The organism is Burkholderia sp. Ac-20345, assembly GCF_017104825.1.
In the GTDB taxonomy this organism is placed as follows: Bacteria; Pseudomonadota; Gammaproteobacteria; order Burkholderiales; family Burkholderiaceae; genus Burkholderia; species Burkholderia lata_B.
On the sequence record NZ_JAAGPO010000188.1, the window covers coordinates 1 to 20,695 of the forward strand.

19 protein-coding genes and 1 pseudogene are annotated in these 20,695 nt (G+C 65.1%); 12 read left to right on the plus strand and 8 right to left on the minus strand.

Features of this window, described 5'->3' with window-relative positions:
* Nucleotides 1-1,543 (minus strand): ESPR-type extended signal peptide-containing protein (locus G3O06_RS38290; protein ID WP_277403773.1); only part of this gene is annotated, 1,543 nt, incomplete at its 3' end.
* Nucleotides 1,544-2,075: 532 nt separating this feature from the next.
* A pseudogene (locus tag G3O06_RS38295) lies at nucleotides 2,076-2,369 on the minus strand (LysR family transcriptional regulator); the annotation flags it as partial.
* A gap of 424 nt (nucleotides 2,370-2,793) precedes the next feature.
* On the opposite strand from G3O06_RS38295, the gene G3O06_RS38300 reads away from it, so the two are divergent.
* Nucleotides 2,794-3,615: a peptidyl-prolyl cis-trans isomerase gene (locus tag G3O06_RS38300; RefSeq protein WP_205819219.1), complete on the plus strand. Its 822-nt coding sequence runs from the start codon at nucleotides 2,794-2,796 to the stop codon at nucleotides 3,613-3,615.
* A 39-nt stretch (nucleotides 3,616-3,654) separates the two neighbouring features.
* Nucleotides 3,655-4,539: a LysR family transcriptional regulator gene (locus tag G3O06_RS38305; RefSeq protein WP_205819220.1), complete on the plus strand. Its 885-nt coding sequence runs from the start codon at nucleotides 3,655-3,657 to the stop codon at nucleotides 4,537-4,539.
* A gap of 180 nt (nucleotides 4,540-4,719) precedes the next feature.
* Here the strand turns inward: G3O06_RS38305 and G3O06_RS38310 are convergent, their stop codons facing one another.
* Together G3O06_RS38310 and G3O06_RS38315 are read right to left on the minus strand one after the other, a co-directional pair.
* Nucleotides 4,720-5,988 carry an ATP-grasp domain-containing protein gene (locus G3O06_RS38310; protein WP_174980177.1) on the minus strand — a complete coding sequence of 423 codons (1,269 nt, stop codon included), beginning with the start codon at nucleotides 5,986-5,988 and terminating at the stop codon, nucleotides 4,720-4,722.
* A gap of 44 nt (nucleotides 5,989-6,032) precedes the next feature.
* The gene (locus tag G3O06_RS38315) at nucleotides 6,033-7,466 is read right to left on the minus strand and encodes an MFS transporter (RefSeq protein ID WP_205819221.1); all 1,434 of its coding nucleotides are present in this window, start codon (nucleotides 7,464-7,466) and stop codon (nucleotides 6,033-6,035) included.
* Between the two features lie 435 nt (nucleotides 7,467-7,901).
* Between G3O06_RS38315 and G3O06_RS38320 the strand changes: the two genes are divergently transcribed.
* Nucleotides 7,902-9,020: a TauD/TfdA family dioxygenase gene (locus G3O06_RS38320; RefSeq protein WP_205819222.1), complete on the plus strand. Its 1,119-nt coding sequence runs from the start codon at nucleotides 7,902-7,904 to the stop codon at nucleotides 9,018-9,020.
* A gap of 97 nt (nucleotides 9,021-9,117) precedes the next feature.
* Nucleotides 9,118-10,056, plus strand: coding sequence for an ABC transporter substrate-binding protein (locus tag G3O06_RS38325; protein ID WP_205819223.1), 939 nt, complete (start codon nucleotides 9,118-9,120; stop codon nucleotides 10,054-10,056).
* A gap of 31 nt (nucleotides 10,057-10,087) precedes the next feature.
* Here the strand turns inward: G3O06_RS38325 and G3O06_RS38330 are convergent, their stop codons facing one another.
* Genes G3O06_RS38330 through G3O06_RS38345 form a run of 4 tightly spaced genes read right to left on the minus strand, consistent with a single transcriptional unit; the run spans nucleotide 10,088 to nucleotide 14,167 of the window.
* Nucleotides 10,088-10,471 (minus strand): GtrA family protein, encoded by a 384-nt coding sequence (locus tag G3O06_RS38330; RefSeq protein ID WP_205819224.1) that lies wholly within the window; start codon nucleotides 10,469-10,471, stop codon nucleotides 10,088-10,090.
* Nucleotides 10,472-10,484: 13 nt separating this feature from the next.
* A complete protein-coding gene (locus G3O06_RS38335) occupies nucleotides 10,485-11,528 on the minus strand; it encodes a glycosyltransferase family 2 protein (RefSeq protein ID WP_174980182.1) in 1,044 nt (347 codons plus the stop codon).
* 24 nt (nucleotides 11,529-11,552) lie between these two features.
* Nucleotides 11,553-12,932: a glycosyltransferase family 87 protein gene (locus G3O06_RS38340; protein WP_205819225.1), complete on the minus strand. Its 1,380-nt coding sequence runs from the start codon at nucleotides 12,930-12,932 to the stop codon at nucleotides 11,553-11,555.
* A complete protein-coding gene (locus G3O06_RS38345) occupies nucleotides 12,929-14,167 on the minus strand; it encodes a glycosyltransferase family 87 protein (protein ID WP_174966944.1) in 1,239 nt (412 codons plus the stop codon). The genes G3O06_RS38340 and G3O06_RS38345 overlap by 4 nt, the downstream gene beginning before the upstream one ends.
* Nucleotides 14,168-14,884: 717 nt before the next feature.
* Between G3O06_RS38345 and G3O06_RS38350 the strand changes: the two genes are divergently transcribed.
* The 8 genes from G3O06_RS38350 to G3O06_RS38385 all read left to right on the plus strand — a co-directional run.
* Nucleotides 14,885-15,121 (plus strand): hypothetical protein, encoded by a 237-nt coding sequence (locus G3O06_RS38350; RefSeq protein WP_174966942.1) that lies wholly within the window; start codon nucleotides 14,885-14,887, stop codon nucleotides 15,119-15,121.
* 98 nt (nucleotides 15,122-15,219) lie between these two features.
* Nucleotides 15,220-15,411 carry a Flp family type IVb pilin gene (locus G3O06_RS38355; protein WP_205819226.1) on the plus strand — a complete coding sequence of 64 codons (192 nt, stop codon included), beginning with the start codon at nucleotides 15,220-15,222 and terminating at the stop codon, nucleotides 15,409-15,411.
* 140 nt (nucleotides 15,412-15,551) lie between these two features.
* Nucleotides 15,552-15,743, plus strand: coding sequence for a Flp family type IVb pilin (locus tag G3O06_RS38360; RefSeq protein ID WP_111020645.1), 192 nt, complete (start codon nucleotides 15,552-15,554; stop codon nucleotides 15,741-15,743).
* An 81-nt stretch (nucleotides 15,744-15,824) separates the two neighbouring features.
* Nucleotides 15,825-16,031 (plus strand): Flp family type IVb pilin, encoded by a 207-nt coding sequence (locus G3O06_RS38365; RefSeq protein WP_174966940.1) that lies wholly within the window; start codon nucleotides 15,825-15,827, stop codon nucleotides 16,029-16,031.
* A 28-nt stretch (nucleotides 16,032-16,059) separates the two neighbouring features.
* Nucleotides 16,060-16,599 carry a prepilin peptidase gene (locus G3O06_RS38370; protein ID WP_174966939.1) on the plus strand — a complete coding sequence of 180 codons (540 nt, stop codon included), beginning with the start codon at nucleotides 16,060-16,062 and terminating at the stop codon, nucleotides 16,597-16,599.
* 32 nt (nucleotides 16,600-16,631) lie between these two features.
* On the plus strand, nucleotides 16,632-18,032 hold the full coding sequence (locus G3O06_RS38375) for an ATP-binding protein (RefSeq protein ID WP_205819227.1): 1,401 nt from the start codon (nucleotides 16,632-16,634) through the stop codon (nucleotides 18,030-18,032).
* Nucleotides 18,033-18,067: 35 nt separating this feature from the next.
* Nucleotides 18,068-18,907: a Flp pilus assembly protein CpaB gene (gene cpaB / locus G3O06_RS38380; protein ID WP_174966937.1), complete on the plus strand. Its 840-nt coding sequence runs from the start codon at nucleotides 18,068-18,070 to the stop codon at nucleotides 18,905-18,907.
* 99 nt (nucleotides 18,908-19,006) lie between these two features.
* Nucleotides 19,007-20,695, plus strand: a 1,689-nt coding sequence (locus G3O06_RS38385) for a type II and III secretion system protein family protein (protein WP_241020446.1), incomplete at its 3' end; no start/stop codon positions are given.

Genomic DNA, 20,695 nt, shown 5'->3' on the forward strand with positions numbered 1-20,695 from the left:
TTGAGAGCGACGCGACGTTGCTGTCGGTCGAGCTCAGGCCGGTGGACAGCGAGCTGACGCTGGACGACGTCGAGGTCGACAGTGACGTGACCGCGCTGTTGGTCGACGACAGGCCGGTGGAGGTCGACGTCGAGAGCGACGCGACGTTGCTATCGGTCGAGCTCAGGCCGGTGGACAGCGAGCTGACGCTGGACGACGTCGAGGTCGACAGTGACGTGACCGCGCTGTTGGTCGACGACAAACCAGTCGAGGTCGACGTTGAGAGCGACGCGACGTTGCTGTCGGTCGAGCTCAGGCCGGTGGACAGCGAGCTGACGCTGGACGACGTCGAGGTCGACAGTGACGTGACCGCGCTGTTGGTCGACGACAGGCCGGTGGAGGTCGAGGTCGACAGCGACGTGACCGTGCTATCGGTCGAACTCAGTCCAGTGGACAGCGAGCTGACGCTGGACGACGTCGAGGTCGACAGCGATGTGACTGCGCTGTTGGTCGACGACAGGCCGGTGGAGGTCGAAGTCGAGAGCGAGGCGACGTTGCTGTCGGTCGAACTCAAGCCGGTGGACAGCGAGCTGACGCTGGACGACGTCGAGGTCGACAGCGACGTGACCGCGCTGTCGGTCGACGAGAGGCCGGTGGACAGCGAGCCGACGCTGGACGACGTCGAAGTCGACAGCGAAGCGAGGCTGCTGTTGGTCGAGCTCAGGGCAGTCGACACCGAGGAGACAGTCGAAAGGCCGGTCGACAAAGACGACAGGCCATTCGTGAGCGAAGTCGACAGTGAAACGACGGTCGAAATCCCGGTCGACAGCGACGTCAACGTTGTCGATGTCGAGGTGGACAGCGAGTCGACTGCGAGATTCGTCGCATTCAGTTGCGATCCGTTGACCGCATCCGTGCTGGTCGACGTGATCGAACCTGCCGCTACGTTCGTAATCGTGCGTTCCGAACCCGACGATCCGACGCTCACGGTCGACGTGGGGCTCGTGCCTGCAAAGCTGTAGGTTATCCCTCCGATCGTTGCGCTCGTTGTCGCAACCGCAGCGGAAGTGACGGAATTCGAGCCCAATGCGACGGAGTTGGTGTTCGAGGCGATAGCGCCAACGCCAAGCGCCGTGGAACCCGTTCCGGAGGCCGTCGATGTGGCTCCGACTGCTGTCGCATTAGCTGCCGACGCTGCGGACAGCGCACCGAGTGTCGACGCGTATGCGCCGGTTGCGTTCGACAGATAGCCGATAGCCGTGGCAGGCTTAAAGTTGGTGGCTAAAAGAAACCCCGAACTCGCAATGGCCCCAGCGCCAATAGCAGTGTCGCCGTATCCTGTCGCGTAGGCTGGGGCTGGGATTGGTATGAGTGAACCGAGTGAAGTTGATGCAATTCCCGATACCAATTGCGCTTGGCTCGACTGCGCCCCGAGCAGAAGTGACAGTGCGACCAATGGCACCAACGCCTTGCTATTCTTTTTTCCGCGAGCAGCGTCATTTTCAGAAGCCGCGACCCATGCACCAAGCGCGTCATTCCAAATGGTTTTGTAACACCTATTCATTAGTACCCCCTACGGCATTGGCCGGGCGTGTGGTGTGAAAAATTTTCTGCAACGAAGAGGCGTAGAAAACCAATTGGAAATAGATGGTTTTCAGATCGAATGGCCTCGACCGGATTGTGGTTTTCGGGGGCTGCGCGAAATCTGAACAACTGTCACGAATGTGATAAAGATTGAACGATCGGTGAACAGTTAAATGTCTGATGAAATCGAGCTAAAACGCTTGTTTGAATGTGTGTAACGAGAGCAATTTTTGCCGTAAGTGCAGATGGCACGATGAACAAACGATGGGCGAACGAGCAGATCGCGCGGATCGTGCACGAGGCTGAAAGTCGAAAAGAACCGGACAGGAGCCGGTGCAGGCGTCATGTCGTCTCGAAACGGGTGTTCTGTCGTTGACGCAACAAGCTCGGTGGGGGAATGTTGCCGACGCTCGTCAGCTCAAGGGCCGGGGATGGGCTGCCTGCGCGAGGGGAATTCCGTCATACCCCGGGCCGCGTCCACGGCCCCTGCGCGAATTGCTTCGTCAGAAAGTCCCGATGATCAATGCCGGCACGACCACCTCGCCGTTGTTGGCGCGACAGCGCCCGCTGACGGATGCCGCGAATGCATCGCCTGACCTCGCGTTGCGAAAACGCCAGATTTCCGGCGTTGGCAGGTTCGTGTAAAGGAGTGGCGCATGTTTCTCACGTTCGCGCGGGCGCGTCGAGCGGCCATGTTTGTCGAGGTATCGGGGAGAGGCGTCGAGCGGCCGACGAACCGCACAGAGTCTTCTTGAACGCAGCGTCGAGTCGGCGAGCTCGGCAATCCCGATCGCAATGTCGAAGCCGCTGGGCATTTTCGCGAGATTTCATGACGTTCGGGCCGCACGTTTGCGAATCTTCGTGAAACGGACGACTCGTATCCTGATTTGGAAGGCGGAAATCTGTCACCGTAATGTGACAATTGTTCAGATTTCTCGACGCTTCGACGCGTCATTCTTGCACGAAGAATCAATAGTAATCGGCATTGAAATTTAATGGTCTAGCGAAATTTCTTATATAAAAACGCAATGCTCGCGCCCGGAGCCGAAAACCAGCGGCGTGGACGCTTTCCTCGTGTTTTTACCATTCCTCGCGGGGCGATCCGCTTTGCGCGGCGGGTCTACCCGCCGCGCTTTTTTTCCTCCGAATGCTCGATCGCGTGTCGCGTTCGAGCATTTTTCTTGCAGTGACTTGAATCGCTGCATTTTTTTATTCTGAAGGACGGCAATCATGCAATCCACGGTCTATCGAATTCTGGTTGCTACGGCATTCGCTTGGCAACTGTCGATACCGGCTCACGCGGAAACGACTGTCAACGGAACACCGATCACCGACGCGGAAGTCAATGCTGTATTGCAAGCGTCGAAGCAAACGGATACGCCTCAGATCCGGCAAGCGATCAAGAATCAATTGATTACGCGCGTGCTGATCCAGCAGGCGGCCGAGCGGGCGAGCTACGGCAACAAGCCGGAGGTTCAGGCTGCGGAACGCATGGCGAAGTCCAATGCCGAAGTGCAGCTGTATCTGAAGGACAACGTCAGGCCTGCGCCGGTGTCCGATGCGCAGGTCAAGGCACGTTACGACGAGGTCGTCGGATTACTTGGCAAGGACGAGATCAAGCCGCGCATCATCGTGACGCGGGACGCAGCGACAGCGGCAATTGTGCTGACACGGCTGAAGTCCGGACAGTCGTTCGAATCACTCGCGCAACAGTACAGCCAGGCACCGACTGGTGCTGCCGGTGGCGAGTTGCCGTGGATCAGTTTCAAAACGCTGCCCACCGAACAGGATACTCAAGGATTGCCGCTTGCTGTCGCACAGGCGATGGCCCGATTGCCGGCCGGCGGAGTGACGCCTGAAGCGATTCGGCTCGGGAGTGACGCGAATGGCCCACGAGCGATCGTAAAGATCGATGCGAAGCGCCCGACTCAGGTGCCGTCATTCGACGCAGCGCAGGGGGAGATCCGGCAGCAGTTGCAAGCACTCGCGCTCCAGAAAGCGACTGCCGATTTCGTGGGCGGATTGATGAAGGATGCGAAGATTGAACAGTAAATGCGGGATGCAGGCCACGCTCAAATTCGAAAGGCCGATGTGGATCTGAATGCTGTCGAGATGTTCGTGAGCGTTGTGCAGGCGGGCAGCCTGTCGGCGGCAGCCACGCGTACCGGTATTCCGCTTCCCACGTTGAGCCGTCGAATCCGGGCGCTCGAAAGCGAACTGGCCGTGCAGTTGCTGGAACGATCGGTGCGCGGCACGCGCCTGACCGATGCCGGCGTGCGGCTCTACGAACTTGCCAGCCGCGGCATCGAAGCACTGGTCGAGGCACGGGAATCGGTGGTGGGTGCTCAGCACGAACTGAAAGGGTTCTTGCGGTTGTCGTTGCCACCGACGTTCGAAATCTGGTGGGAGCTGCTGGACGAGTTTCAGGCGCGATACCCAGGCATTCGCCTGTTCGTTTACACGACCGAGCGCCGCGTCGATCTGATTCTCGACGGCATCGATGTCGTATTGCGGGTCGGTGCCATCGAACAGGAGTCGATGGTGGCACGCAAGATCGCCACCTATCGGCATCGGCTTGTTGCGAGCCCCGCATTGCTGGAACGTCACGGCCGGCCGGTTACACCGGATGATCTGCACGGTCTGCCGTGTGCGACCTGGGGGCGCGGCGCGTACGCCCCGCCTGTCTGGCAACTCGGCGACACGAAGTTTCATCCGCGGCCGGTGCTGTCGACCAACGATTACTCGCATCTGCGCAACTGCGTGCTCAATGGGCAGGTCGTGACTGAACTCCCGCCTTTTCTGGCGGTGGACGATCTACGTGCAGGTCGACTGATCTCGGTACTGGACGACTATCCGTTCCCTCCCGTCGATGTGAATTTGCTGTTTCCGTCGCATCGGTATCCGTCGTCGATCGTGAGGACCTATCTGGATTTTTGCCAGGCGTACTGGGACGCGAAGCTAGGTAGCATCGCATAGGGGGCACGTCGAAACCTCACGCGTGGTGAGGTACGGATGTCGTATCCCGTACCGCCGGTGAGTGGGTATTCTGATGGGTGTTCGTCCGGCCGGGTTCCCGGAAGGTTGGGTGCCTGGTGGCGTCCGGTTCCGGGATTCGGCCCGGACGAACCATCGATACAACCTGCTGAAGCGTCGAAGCTACGCCGGCACAACCGCCCGTTCATCCGCGAAGAAATCGGCCTCGATCTCGCGGATGCGCTGGCAATCCTCGAGCAAGCGTTCGAACGTCGGGCTGTAGAGGCCGACGGTGCCGAGCGCCGTCTGCAGGTCGGTCGTCACGCGCAGCGTGTCGCCCACCTTCGCCCATTGCTTGAGCCCGACGAACGACGGCAGCGCCTGGATCGCCTGCCACGTGAAGTCCTGCCGGAGCACGCCGTTGCGCGACGACAGCAGCAGCACGTGCCCGCAATAGCCGCGAAAATCCGTCGGCGTGGTGGCGTCGCCGAACAGCCGCTCCGGATGCAGCACGGCCTCGACGGCAGCCGACACATGATTCTCGCCGCTGACCGCGCTTGTCAGCCGCGGATCGAGGCTGCCGTGCAGCCGCGCGTTCAGCTCGACGATCGTCGGGCCCTCGGCCGTATCGAACAGCTCGAGATGGGTCGGCCCGAATCGCACGTCGAGCGCGTCGAGCACGGCGGCCGCGTAGTCGAGCAGCGGCGCGTAGCGCGGATCGGCGTGATTCAGCACCAGCATCTTGTCGAGCCGCGGTGCATGCGTGCGGTCGCGGTGCACTTCCCACAGGCTGACCACCCGATGGCGGCCTTCGAACGACACCGAATCGACGATGTATTCCTGCCCCTCCGAATAGCTCTGGATCACGATGTCGTCGTTCGGCTGGTTGTACAGCGAACGGGTGGCCAGCACGTCGCGCGCGGCGGCCTCGACCTGGTCGAGCGTCCGGCAGATCTTCACGCCGGTCACGCCCGCGCTGCGCGCCGGCTTCACCACGAGCGGCAGCTTGCCGTACGCGCGAGCCCATTCGAGCGCGTCGTCGACCGACGTACTGTGGAAGTGGGCCGGCGCGCGCAGGCCGGCCTGGCGGATACGCTCGTTCATCGCATACTTGTCGCGCCGCGCGGCCGAGGTCGCGAGCGGATTGCGAGTGGGCACGTCGAGCCGCTCGGCCAGCGTGTCGGCCAGTTCCAGCGCTGCATCGAGGCCGTGCAGCACCGCGCCGATGCGCAGGTCGCTCAGCTGCGCAAGCGTCGCATCGATATCGCCGCGATGCTGGACCTGGCGGATATAGTCGGACGGGACGAACTGGTTCCGGTAGATTTCCGGCAGGTCGGGGTCGCTGATCACGTGCGCGCAACGGATGCCGTAGGCGCGGAACGCGGGCGCCAGATAGGCGGCTGTCGACGCGCCGTCGACGATCAGGACGGTATCGATGAAACGATGCGGCATGGATTCCTCGCTGGGCTGTGGGATCGGTTGAAGGGGGGAGGCACTCAGGCCCGCGGGCCGGTATCGGGCGCATCGCCGGGCCAGCGCGCGGCCAGCACGATGCAGAGGGCGACGAGCGCGGCCGCGACCGCGAACCCGCGCGCCGCGCCGGCCACGATCGCCGCGCCCTGGCCCGCGACCAGCGCGCCGAGCGCCGCGACACCGACGGCTGCGCCCACCTGGCGCGCGGTATTGAGGATCGCCGACGCGGTGGCCGAGCGGCCGGTCTCGACGCTGCCGAGCATCGTCGACGTCAGCGCGGGAATCGCGATGCCGCCGCCGATCGCCATTGCCACGAGCCCGGGTGCCAATAGTGCATATGGCGTGTGCGCGCCGAGCGTCTGCCACAGCCACACGTAGCCCGCGAGCGACACGGCGAGGCCGACGATGACGGTCGCGCGGAATCCATGGCGGACAGCGAGACGCGCGCTCGCGATGTTGGCGAGCATAATGATCGTGAGCGGCGCAAGCGCGAGCCCGGACTCGGTCGCGGTGAAACCGCGTGCGTTCTGGAAATACAGGCTCAGCGAGAAGATCAGCCCGTAGAACGCGGCATTCGTGACCGCGCCGATCGCGAGCACGCCCGGCACGCGCGCGATCCGGAAGAAGGCGAGCTGCAGCATCGGCGCGGCCACGCGCCGCTCGATCGCGACGAACAGCGCGCCGAGCACGACCGACGCGGCCAGCGCACCGGCCGCATACGGATCGCCAACCCCCTGCGCGCCGGCCCGGATGATCCCGCCGGTCAGCAGCGCGAGTACGAGCACCGCGACGATCTGGCCGGCCGGATCGAACAGCCGCGTGCGCGCGGCGGCCGAATCCCGCACATGATGCAGCGTGAGCCACAGGCCGGCTGCACAGATTGGCAGATTGATGAAGAAGATCGCGCGCCAGCCGAGCGAATCGATCAGCAGGCCGCCTAGCGTCGGCCCGGCCGCGCTGATCGCGCCGCCCGTGGCGCTCCACCACGCGACGGCCCGCACGCGTGCGGCGGCGTCGTTTGCGCAAGCATGGGTGATGAGCGCGAGCGACGTGGGCAGGATCATCGCGGCGCCGACGCCCTGCGCGACACGCGCGGCGATCAGCGCGACCAGCGACGGCGCGAGCGCGCAGCCGAGCGATGCCAGCAGGAACAGCGCGAGGCCGTACGCGAACAGGCGGCGGCTGCCGAAGCGGTCGGCCAGCGTGCCGGACGTCAGCAGCAGCGCGGCGAACGACAGCGTGTACGCATCGACGATCCATTGCAGCCCGTGGACGCTCGATCCGAATGAATGGCCGAGGCTCGGAATCGCGACGTTGACCACGGTCACGTCGAGCTGGACGATCGCGAAGCCGAGGCTCGCGGCCGCGACGGTCGGGAAGATCGCGCGCAGCGACGTGCGGTGCGGCGGCGCGCCGGCGGTCAGCGTGCGGTCGAGTGCCGGAGCGCGATCGCTCATCGCGTCCTCCGCGCCGCGTGGCGGGTGGGGCGGCACGCAGCCAATGGCGCGTCGTTTCCGGGCGAACTGCGCAGCAGGTGGAATCGGTTCATCTAACGGGTTTCCGTAGGGCGGAGGAAGGGCGCCGGCTGCCGATCGACGGCCGGCGCATCGTCGAATCCGACAGCAAACTAGCATCGACCCGTTAGCGAATACAAATAATAACCAGCGATTTTTTAACAACCATTCGTGTTAAGCGACGGTGCGAATGGCGCAGCCCGCCGCCGGCCGCGTTGCTGAACTTATATCGAAATTTTTTGTTTGCAATCGAATTAATATCATTTCGCAATGCAATGACGGTCTCCTAGTCTTGTCGAGCGCTGCGCCCCGAGGACGGCAACGCGCGGCGGTAGTGCCATACCGCTTATCGACCCCCGATCTTTATACGAGAGACCTATGACCTATCTCGCAGATGAACGCATCGTTTTGACGGCAGCGGAGTCCAGTCACATCCGGAAGACGCTCGGCGCACTGGCCTATGATCCGGCCGGCGGCGCGGGCTACATCAGCGCGGTGCGCAAGCTTGCCTACAACGCGTTTCCCGACCGGGTCGTCGACGCGTTCGACCGCGCGAAGGCGCCAACCGCCGATGCGCACGGCTCGATCGAGATCGACAACCTGCCGATCGACGACGACGTGAAGGGCAGCCCGAGATTCGAGGAAACCGGCCGCTCGTTCAAGGCCGGCGTGTTGAGCGAGAACGTGCTGGTCGCCCTGAGCACGCTGGCCGGCGAGCCGTATTCGATTGCGCACGAAGGCCGCGAGCTCGTGAACAACCTCACGCCGCACAAGGCGACCGCGCGCGACTATACGGGCCTCGGCTCGGAGGTCGAGCTCGATTTTCATATCGAGAACGCTGCGCAGGCGCACATGCCGGAAGGCGATACGTCGCCGTTCGCGTTGCTGCTGCTCGGCGTGCGCAGCGAAGCCGGCGGCGGCCCGTACACGCGGCTCGCCGATGCGCGTCGCGCGCTGCAGCTGCTGTCGCCGGAGGATATCGCGCAGCTCTACGGCGAGCACTACATCATCCGCGTGCCGTACCGGTGGCGCGGCGCGGCGCCAACGCCGCGCGACAATACCGACCTGAGCGCGGTGCTGTCGGGGCCGCTCGATGCGCCGCGCGTGACGGTCGCGTTCTATCCGGACATGGTGCTGGCGGTCAATACGCGCGCGCAGGAGGCGCTGGCCAACCTGTATCGCGTGGTGCGCGAAGTGTCGTTCGGCGTGCAGGTGCAGCCGGGCAAGCTGGTGCTGATCAACAACCACTTCACGCTGCATTCGCGCGACCGTTTCGATCCGCAATACGACGAGAACGATCGTGCATTCCGCTGGGTACAGCGCGTGTTCGTCGCGCGCAGCCTGTGGAACTTCCGCGCGTTCACGCCGCTGCAGGCGCGCGTCTTCGATCCGAAGGCGCTGTATGCGGGCGAGTCGCAAGCGGCGCGCCCGTCGCCGGCCGCACTGCCGGTGACGCAACGCGCGGCCGCGGCCGAACTCGAAGCGACGCCCGCCTGAGCGGGCCGGGAACGCCAGGCGGTGACGGACGGTGAAAATCGTTCGCCCCGCCCGCGTTCGGCACATGTGTCGTCGAACAGCAAGGAATCCACAAGACATGAGAAGAACAGCATTTCCCGTTGTGCGCGTCGTCCGCGTGCTGGCCGCCGTCCTGATCGGCGGCAGCGTTGCCGCGCAGGCCGCGACGTTCGACCTGAGCCCCGAGCAGCCCGGCCGGCAGCGCGGCACCGTGAACCCGGCGGTCGAGCAGGCATTGCCGGCCGGCTTCCGGTTTGCCGAGGCAAACACGCTGACGATCGGCATCGCGCCGAACCTGCCGCCGCTCAGCACCTATGCGACCGATGCGCGAACGGTGGTCGGCTTCGATCCCGATCTCGCGCAGCTCGTCGCGGACAGCATCGGACGCAAGCTGAAGATCGTGCCGCTCTCGTGGGCCGACTGGCCGCTCGCGCTGCAGTCCGGCAAGGTCGACGCGGTGATCTCGAACGTGACCGTGACGGAGCAGCGCAAGGAGAAATTCGACTTCTCGACCTACCGGAAGGATCAGCTCGGTTTCTACGTGAAGAACGGCAGCCGGATCGCCGCGATCCGCGAACCGAAGGACGTCGCCGGGCTGCGTGTCGTGACCGATTCGGGCACGAACCAGGAAAAGATCCTGCTCGAATGGAACCGGCAGAACGTCGCGGCCGGCCTCGCGCCGGTCGAGATCCAGTATTACGCGGATGCGGCGGAGCGCTGGGTCGCGCTGCAGTCGGGGCGCGTCGACACGATCTTCAGCGTGAATTCGATGCTCGCGTACCAGGCGTCGCTGCGCGGCGATGCGAAGCTGATCGGCGCCGTGAGCGGCGGCTGGCCGCGCACCGCTGATATTGCGATCACGACGCGCAAGGGCAGTGGCCTCGCCGATCCGCTGACGGTCGCGATCAATGCGCTGATCGCGAACGGCAGCTACCGGAAGGTGCTCGGCCGCTGGAGCCTCGACGCCGAGGCGATCGACCGGTCGCAGACCAACCCGCCGGGGCTGCCGCGCACCTGAGTGCGGAAATCGCTGGGAGGGGCGGGGCCGTTTACCGGTAGGTCCAGAGCCGATGCAGCACGTACGTCGTCGGCGGAATCAGCAGCGCGATCGCGACGACGCTCATCCCGCGGGACACGTCGAGCGCTTCGGCCGCCCGCGCGAGCAGCAGCGTTTCGACGAAGCCGGCCAGCGTGACCGCGAGAAAGCGCACCACGTTGCGGGTGCGTACCGTCGACGAAAAGCTCCACAGCGTATTCGCGAGATACGAGAACGCGGTTGCACAGAGGAATGCGATCGCGTTAGCCGTCACGAGCGTCGCATCGAACTGCGCGAACAGCGCCGCCGCGACCAGCGCGTGAATCGCGGTCGAGCAGAGCCCGGACACGCCGAAGCGCACGAGTCGGGTGCGCTCGGCATAAAGCAGGGCGATCATGGCCGTCGGCGCGTCAGCGTTCGCCGACCCGCGCGCGGGTCGCCTGCACGCGCCGGCGGGCGATCTGGCGGCGCGCATCGCGCGCGACCGGGAGTTCGATCACCTTGCCGTGCGCCTGGTAGCGGCGGCGGATCAGGTAGACGGGCCGTTGCTTGGACTCGTCGTAGATCCGCCCGATGTATTCGCCGACGACCCCGATCCCGATGAGCTCGATGCCGCCGATGAACAGCGTGACCGAGATCAGCGACGCGTAGCCGAGCACCGGGTTGCCGAACAGCAGCGTGCGGAAGATGATGAACGAGCCGTACAGGAACGCGAGCGCGGCGATGCCGACGCCGATGTAGGTCCAGCTGCGCAGCGGCACGGTGCTGAAGCTCGTGATGCCTTCGAGCGCGAAATTCCACAGCTTCCAGCCGGAGAACTTCGAGTGGCCGGCGCTGCGCGGGTCGCGCTGGTATTCGACGATCACGGTCCGGTAGCCGACCCACGCGAACAGCCCCTTCATGAAGCGATGCCGCTCGGGCAGGTTGCGCAGCGCGTTCACGACCTTGCGGTCCATCAGCCGGAAATCGCCGACGTTCTCGGGCAGTTTCACGTCCGACAGCATGTTGTGCACGCGATAGTAGATCGCGGCCGCCGTGCGCTTCGCGAACGAGTCGCACGCGCGGTTGCTGCGCTTCGCGGCGACGACTTCCGCGCCGTCGCGCCAGTGTTCGATCATCACGGGAATCAGGCTCGGCGGATCCTGCAGGTCGGCGTCGAGCGGGATCACCGCGTCACCGAGGGCTTCGTCGAGGCCGGCCGTGAGCGCGGCTTCCTTGCCGAAGTTGCGGGTGAGATCGATCACGCGCACGCGCCGCTCGCCGGTGCTGATCCGGATCAGCCGCTCGAGCGTGTCGTCGCGGCTGCCGTCGTTCACGCAGACGATCTCGAAACGGATCGCGTCGATGGACGTCATCAGCGGAATCACGACGTCGAAGAAGCGCTCGACGGCCTCGCCTTCGTTATAGAACGGCACGACCAGCGAGATGAGCGGTGTATAGAGTGGTTCCCGCATGATGATTCCCCTTGTAATGTCGCTTCACCGATGCCCGCCGATGGTCGGTCGGCCGGTGCGGCGCATTTCGTACGCCGGGCGGTGGTGCGACCGGACCGGATGCACGAAGCCGGTCTCGGTCGAGTTGTCGCGTGCGTCGGGCATCGACGGCACGTCGTGTCTTTCCTGTGCGATCCGGCTGACGAGCAGCCCGAGCGACGCCAGCGTGACGAGCGGCATGAACTGGAACGACAGATGCGGCACGACCCCGAGGCCCGCGAGCGGCATCAGCCACAGCAGCATCAGCCATTCGCGATCGAAGCGGCGCCAGCCGTGCGTCCACGCATAGCGCGCGTACCACGCGATCACGATTCCGTACCAGGTCAGGTCGTAGTCGTACAGATAGGGGCTGACGAGCAGGCAGGCGCAGGCGAGGGTCGCGGCGCGCAGCGCATAGGCGCAGGCGCCGCGCCACGCGTAGACGACGGCGATGGCCGCGGTCGCGACCGACAGCAGCTGGAGGCCGTTCGCGACGATCGCGGGCCAGCCGGCCATCCTTGCGAGCGCGAACACCGACGGCATGCGCACGAGCTTGGCCTGGCCGGTGCCGACGATCGCGTAGACGTTGTCGATCACGTGCGCGAACGTGAGCCACGGGCCGAACCCGAAGGCGAGTGTCGTGAGCGCGACGCTACAGGCGATCGTCGCGGCCCATGCGGCCAGTGCGCGCCATTGACCCGCGCACAGCAGCGCGAGCGGGAACAGCACCGCGAGCTGCGGCTTCATCGTCAGCAAGCCGAAGCAGATCCCGGCGTACACGGGGCGGCGGTTCAGCGCGAGCAGGCCGGCACCGGCGAGCAACGCGGTGAAGAGGCTGGTCTGTCCGACGATCACCGTGAGGAATGCGCCGGGGAACGCGAGCGTGCACAGCCACGCGGCATCGCGCTGCACGATCGCGCGGATCGTCACCGCGAACAACACATACGTGAGCCCGAGCCACAGCACGAGCGCCAGCGTGTACGGCAGCCAGCCGAGCGGTAGCACGAGCAGCAGCATGGAGGGCGGATAGAGCCATGGCAGCGTGCCGTCCGCGAGATTCATCGTCGGGATCGCGAGCTTCTGGACCGCGAACAGCGCGGGAAAATGCCATGCGTCGGCCGCGTGCCCGTGCGCGGCGAGCCACGCCGCGCTCCAGATCGGCGAGAAATCCTGCGACAGCGGTTGCAGCGCGCCGTTGTGCGACAGGAACACGCGGATCACGTAGATGCAGATGAACAGCAGTTCGGTCACCAGCGCGGCGCCCGCATAGAGGCGCACGCGCTCGCGATTGAGCCAGTGCGGGTAGCGGCGCGGGCCCGCGATCGGGAGTTCCGGATGCACGTCGGCATCCGGGTGCGCGTGGCGCGCAAACGGTGACGATTTCATCGTGCGCTCCGGGACTCGAGCGCCGTGCGGCGCACGACGACGAACAGCACCGCGAGCAGCACGAGCGGCCCGATCTGCGGCAGCTTCATCAGCCGGTTGAACATCTCGAAGATCGGCAGCAGCCACGCAAGCACGATGATGCCCTGGTCGCCAGGCCGCCAGCCTTTGTCGAGGCCGTACGCGATCAGGCAGAAGATCGCGATGCCGAGCCACGTCAGTTCGTAGTTCCACAGATACGGTGTGGTCAGCAGCGTCGCGACGGCGAGCACCGCGCCGCGCAGGCGCATGTCCTGCGTGCGGCGCCACACGTCGACGGCCGCGGCGATCGCGAGCAGCGCGATCGCCGCTTGCGCGGCCAGCGCGGTTGCGACCGGCATGCCCGCGAGCCGGAGTGCGGCGAACGGCGTCGGCGACGCGAGCCAGTACGACGGGAGCATGAAATGCTGGTCGCGCACCGTCGACAGTGTCTGACTGAGCCCGTGCAACGCGCCGGGGCCGGCCAGCGCGATGCCGGCGGCCGCGAACAGTGCCGCGGTGATCGCGGCCGCCGCGAACGTGCGCCACGCACGTGCCGCGATCAGCACGAACGGGAACACCACGGCCAGTTGCGGCTTGATCGCGAGCAAGCCGATCAGCACGCCGGCGACGACCGGACGCTTGCCGAGCAGATGCAGCGCGAGCGCGGCGACGCCGGCGGTCAGGACGCTGTTCTGGCCGAACAGCGTGGCCATGCATACGGCCGAATACGCGACCACGACGAGCGCCGCGGCGCGCGGCACGGGAAGATACGCGCGCAATCCCGACAACCGCGAGACGGCGAACGCATAGCATAAAAGACTGCCCGCGAAAAAGAGGAAATATGCGGGCAGGAAAGGCACAAGGGCAACCGGAGCGATGAACAGCAACATCGTCGGCGGATAGAGCCAGGGAAGCGGCCGGTGCTGCAGATACGCACCGAAGTGCGCGAACTCGGCCTGCAGGAATGAAGAGGAGTCGTAGACCGATGCGGCATGGCCTTGCAACACCAGGTGCGATGCGGTCCAGAAGACCGAGAAATCGACGCCGGGGCGCGCGATAGCGCTCGACGTGAAGCCGTTCGTCACGATGCCCCAGGTAACCAGCAACGCGGCGAAGAGCATCAGCATGATGCAGCTGTACGGAATGATCCGGTCGGCCGTCAGCCATTGAACGCGGCGTATTGCACGCCCGCGCATTTCGCGATTGGCGGTGTACATGATTCCCCGTATTTAGTGGTGGCTGTTTGGTCAGTCGCAGCCGTTTCGTGTTCTGGTGCCTGCGGATCCAAACGCTCTGAAATGGCGTTATCCGGTGAGTTCATTGTTGAAGAAAAAATCGCGCATTGCAAACCACCTGCTGAAAGCCGGAATCCGGATTAGCCGAAGAGGCAGGTGAAAACCGCGTTTTCAGGTATGAGAAATCGACACGGCCGGTTCTTGTGTTTCTGTCTTGAAACATTCTGTCATTTTGACCGGTTCGGCACCCCGCCGATCGCGTGGGCCGCGAGTGGCTTCGGGCGTTCGGGAAAGTCCCAAGTAAAAATTCATGATCCTTGGCGCAGCGCGGCGGCGGGCGTTCAGGCTTGCAACGCTTGCGGACCAAACATATATCAATTTTGAAACATTTCGCGTTTCGCGCCCCTGGCCGGGGAACGCAGGCATCGCCGGAACCGTTGCTGCGCCTGGATTTCGTCCAAGGTGGCCTGCTCTTTGCGTAAGCGTTGGCACGGCAGTCGACGATGTGACGACCGGGCGGTTCCGGCAGCAGAAACAGGGAACCAGCTTCGGAATCACGGGCGGAAAGAAGGGCCGGAGCGCGTCGGGGAACACGCAGCTCCAGGTCGATCAACCGCACAAGCGTTCGTCGAGTGACCCATGAGACCCGGTTTCGTCAGGGCAATAAGAAATTGGCATAGCCGTATATGGGGAATAAAAATGAAAGACCACAGCACATCACGGTTCGCAAACCGTATTAAAAAAACATTGCAGCTTATCCGGGAGTTTATTTCCCGTTCAAATGGATTCCATGCGTCGAACGGCAGCCGTGCCGTTCAGGTCGATCTGATTGCCCGGATGATCCGGCCGGTCGCACCGTACACGCCTCTCTCGCTCACTGCGTCACTGATACCCGTTCGCACGGACAGGGGTGTGCATCCCCGCTCCCGCAGCTGAGCGTCGCGTTCCGATTTTTCGAGTAGTGCCGGTGGTGCCCACCCCCGACGTCCTGACCGACGAAGGGAATTTCATAGTAGTCCGAAAGGAGATTGTCCATGTCAAGAATCATCGAAAAGATCGCGTGGTTCATCCAGGACCAGGACGGTGTGACGGCCATCGAATACGGCCTGATCGCTGCACTGATCACGATCGGCATCGTCGTTGCGTTGACGACGGTCGGTACGGATCTGAAGACCGTGTTCAGTACGGTCGCCGCGGATCTGGACTCGATAGTAGCGGGCTTCTGATGGATGGTACGGCAAGCGAATCATTCAACTCGTTTGTCTGCACCACACGGCATTAACGACATTCCTCGACGTATCGATGCAAGGTCATCCGACCAGCCGGCACGCGAGGACCATGAAATTCACCACGCAAGGAGATCATCATGTCCAAGTTCATTCAACAAGCCAGCCGTTTCGTTCGTGACGAAGACGGCGTGACCGCCATCGAATACGGCCTGATCGCCGCACTGATCGCAGTCGGCATCATCCTCGCACTGTCGACCATCGGGAAGGACCTCAAGACCGTGTTCAGCACGATTGCGGCCGACCTGGATTCGGCGGTAGCAGGCCTCTGATGGATCGTGCCGCGGACGGCTCGGCCGGTGCAGCGCTCGAGCCGTCCCCGGTCTTCTGATCACCTGGAACCGGAGACCATCATGCAAGCCAAGGTGCGTGTCGTACGCAACTGGATCGGCGACGAGCAGGGCGTGACGTCGATCGAATACGCGTTGCTCGGGGCAATGTTCGCCGTCGCGGTGCTGGGCAGCGTCGTCACCCTGAAAGGCTCGCTTGCCGGCACGTACGAGGTGATCGCAACGGCCGTCACGGCCGCCGTGGCCACCGCGCTGGCGATGGTTTCCTGATCCACCGATTCGATCCACGAGGTTCGCCATGCTACCTGTTGCGCTGCCTTACCCGGTTCCGTTGTGCGTGACGCTGCTCGCGGTCGCCGCGGCCAGCACGGACATCGCGACCCGCCGTATTCCGAACCGCCTCGTGCTGATCGGCCTGGCCGGTGCGCTGGTTGCCCAGTGCATGTTGCATGGCGTCCTGGCGGGCGTACTCGGATGGCTCGCCGGTGCCGCGACCGGCTTCGGCCTGCTGTTGCCGTTCTACCTGTTGCGCGGCATGGCGGCCGGCGACGTGAAGCTGATGCTCGCGATCGGTGCGTGGGTCGGCGCGGAAATGACGTTTTTCATCGTGCTGGCCACCTTCCTGGCCGGCGGGATCGGCGCCATCGCCTACGCGCTGCTGCGCGGGCGGATGCGCCAGATGTGGGCGAACGTGCGTGCGTTGATCACGCGGCGTTCGCAGGGCGCGAGCGCCGAGGCCGCCGGCGGCCCCGTCGAAATCGCATCGGTCGGCACGCTGCCGTACGGCGTGGCGATCGCGGCCGGCACGCTGGGCATGCTGTTCGTGTCGTGCGCATAGCGCGACGCATCCGAAACGAGGACGCAACGATCATGAACACGAATCACACCGAACCGAGACGCGACGCACAGGTGGCACGCCTGCCCGATCCGTTGCCGTCGCGGGAAGCGCATACGAAGCTGGGCGCGCAGCTGCCGACGGCGCCGCGCTCGCTCGAGGAAACCGGGTTGAGCATGACGTTCGTCGCCGGCCTCGTGCTGAAGTCGACGCTGATGCTCGGCCGCCCGTCGTACGGCGACCTGGTCGAACGGCACTGCCTGCCGCTCGCGGTGCTCGACGACGTCTTCGCATTCCTGGTGCGCGAGCATCTCGTCGAGCTCACCCATCGCGGCGCGACCGATCTCGACGTGACGTTCCGCCTGACCGACGCGGGCCGCGTGCTCGCGCTGGAGGAACGCTCGCGCAGCGGCTACAGCGGGCCCGCGCCGGTGACGCTCGACGCCTATATCGAGTGCCTGAACGTGCATTCGGTGCGCAAGCTGCACATCAGCCAGAACGAAGTGTGGGCGGCGTTCGAAGGCATCGTGATCGACACGTCGCTGCTCGATGCGGCGGCTGCCGCGCTGAACGCGGGCCGTCCGCTGCTGATCTACGGCCCGGCCGGCAGCGGCAAGACCTTCCTCGCCGAGCGGCTCGGTTCGCTGATGCGCGGCCGCGTGCCGGTGCCGCATGCGATCTGCGCGGCCGGCGAAGTGATCCAGATCTACGACCCGCTCGTCCATGTCGACGCGCAAGCCCAGTCCGGCGGCCAGTCGGTCGATCGCCGCTGGCGCCTGTGCAAACGGCCGGTCGTGATGTCCGGCGGCGAACTGACGCTCGACGAGCTCGACCTGCGCCGCGACGAGGTCGCCGGTTTCTACCAGGCGCCCCCGCACATGAAAGCGAACATGGGCATGTACGTCGTCGACGATCTCGGCCGCCAGCGCGTCGAGCCGCGCGACCTGCTCAATCGCTGGCTGCGCCCGCTCGATCGCGGCGTCGATTACCTGACGCTCGAATCCGGCAACCGCTTCGTGATGCCGTTCGACGTCTGGCCGGTGTTCTCGAGCAACCTGTCGCCGGAGCAGTTCTGCGACGACGCGTTCCTGCGCCGCCTCGGTTCGAAGCTGCACGTCGGCGCGATGTCGATCGACGAATACCGCCAGGTGTACAACGCGGCCTGCGCATCGCTCGGACTCGTATCGGCGAGCGATGCATTCGACTACCTGCTGCATCGGCTGCACCTGCCGACCGGCAAGGCATTTCTCGCCTGTTTCCCGGCGGACCTGCTGCGTCTCGTGGCCGCCGGCGCGCGTTATCGCGGCGATCCGCCCGAGGTGACGCACGACGCACTGTACGACGCGTGGGCGAGTTATTTCGGCGCGGCACCCGAACGTGACGGCGGCCATCTGCCGCCCGTCGAGCGCGGTGGCCGTACGTTCGTTACCGGTTGAGCGGTTTCTTTCACGATTCGTCGAGGAGCATTGCCATGAAAAACAGTCGAGCGGTCATGATGCTGGTCGTCGCGATGGTCGCGGGTCTTGCCGCGGTCGTGTTCGCGTCCCACTGGCTGGTGCAGACATCCACGAGTTCGGTCACGCCGGTCGCGGTGGCCAACACCGACCTGAACCTGGGCGAACCGCTCGGGCCGAACCAGATCCACATGGTCAGCTGGCCGTCGGGCAGCGTGCCCACCGGCGCGTTCACCGATACGAAGGTGCTCGAAGGGCGCGTCGTGCGCACCAGCCTGGCACGCGGCGAGCCGGTGATCGAGTCGAAGCTCGCGCCGGTCGGCACGAAGGGCGGGCTGTCCGCGGTCATCGCCGACGGCAGCCGCGCGATCACGGTGCGTGTGAACGACGTGGTCGGCGTCGCGGGCTTCGCGCTGCCGGGCAACTACGTCGACGTCATCGTCAACACGCAGGAACAACAGGGCAAGACCGACGGGCAGAGCATCTCGAAGATCGTGCTCGAGCACATCCTCGTGCTCGCCGTCGCGCAGCAGGTCAGCCGCGACGACACGGCGCCGAAGGTCGTCAACGCGGTGACGCTGGAAGTCACGCCCGACCAAGCCGAACGGCTCGACCTCGCACGCAGCGTCGGCACGCTGTCGCTCGTGCTGCGCAATCAGGTCGACCAGAAGACGCTGAACACCGACGGCGCGACCAAGCTGACGCTGCTCGGCAAGGAGCCCGCACCCGAAGCGCCGCCGGCACCGGTCCGTGTGAAGACGGTACGCGTGCACGTCGCATCGCACGCGGCGCCGGAAGTACGGCGCGACTGCGTCGGTGTGCTGACGGGCGTGAAGGGCAGCGTCGAGTGTTTCTGAATCAGATCATTGAAGTCACATAAACGGCCGCCGGCAACGTGCGGCGGCCCTGGAAGTCGATAACCGGCACGGCGCCGGTCTCTCGGGGGATCAGACGAAATGAAGATCAAACCGCAATGCACAGGTACCGGCCCGCTGCGCACGCGCGTGGCACGGGGCACGATGATGGCCACGATCCTCTGTTCTGGATGGCTGACCGTTTATGGCGCACTCGCGCAGGAAGGCGTCGAGTCGGCCGTGCTGACGAAGGGCGGCGCCAGCGCGCCGGCCGCGGTCGGCAAGGGGCCGATGCAGATGACGATCAGCATGGCGCCGGTCGCGGCCGCTGCGCCCGCCGCGTCGGCGGGGCCGCTGCGCGGGCCGAACTGCGTCGGCGCGGTGCGCGAATCGACCAGCGTCAGCGTGCCGCTCGGCAAGTCGCTGCTGGTGCCGATGCCGGAGCCGGTCCGCAATCGGACGATCGGCAATCCGGCCGTCGCGCAGGCCACGATGGTGTCGCCGCAGACGCTGTACATCCTCGGTCTCGCGGTCGGCACGACCAACATGATCGTGCAGGGCAAGAGCGGTGCATGCCGTGTGATCGACGTCGCGGTCGGCGCGGATGCCGGCGGCCTGCAGGCGTCGCTGATGCAGCTGATGCCGAACGAGCGCGACATCCATGTATCGACCGCCGCCGGCACGATCGTGCTGGCCGGCACCGTGTCGAGCTCGATGGCCGCCCAGCAGGCCGTGCAGATCGCCCATGCGTACGGCGACAGCGCGGGCGATCCGGCGGGCGGCGGCAAGGCGGGCGGCGGGGTGCTCAACATGCTGAACGTCACGTCGCCGCAGCAGGTGATGCTCGAGGTGAAGGTGGCCGAGGTGTCGAAGACGCTGATCAACCAGATGGGCAGCGCACTCAACATCCAGGGCGGGTTCGGTTCGTGGAGCGGCGCGCTGGTCAGCAACCTGCTCGCGGGCGTCGCAACCGGGATCGCCTTCAGCAAGGCGAACAACAAGCCGTTCAACCTCGCGGCCGACGCGCAGAACACCGACAACCTGGTCAAGATCCTCGCGGAGCCGAATCTCGTGACGATCAGCGGCCAGGAGGCGACGTTCCTCGCCGGCGGCAAGATCTTCATCCCGATCCCGCAAAGCAGCGGCAACGGCACGTCGTCGATCACGCTGCAGGAAGAGGAGTTCGGCGTCGCGCTGAAGTTCACGCCGACCGTGCTGGGTAATGGCCGGATCAGCCTGAAGGTTGCGCCGGAAGTGTCGGAGCTGTCGCAGACGGGCGTCACGCTGAGCGCGACCAACATCGGCGGCACGTCGATCCTGCCGCTCATCACGACGCGGCGCGCATCGACGACGGTCCAGATGGGCGACGGCGAAACGTTCGCGATCGGCGGGCTGATCAAGGACAACGGGACCGGTGCGCTGAAGGCGCTCCCGGGTGTCGGGGAAATTCCGGTGCTCGGCGCGCTGCTCCGCAGTACGTCGTTCCAGCAGGACCGCACCGAACTGATCTTCGTGATCACGCCGCACCTGGTGAAACCGCTGCAGACCGCCGACGTGCCGCTGCCGACCGACAGCTTCACGAAGCCGAACGAAATCGACGTGTATGCGACGGGCAACATGGAAGGCCGCGGTGGCCTCCGCAAGCACGGCGCACAACCGGCGAACGGCGCGGCCGCGCGCCGCACCGGGCGGAAGCCGTGGCGGCTACGACCACGGCGCAATCGTCGCGCGCCGATCCCGCTTCACGCGGTTCGGCTTCAACCGGGAATGAGATGGCGTGCGCGTTGCACG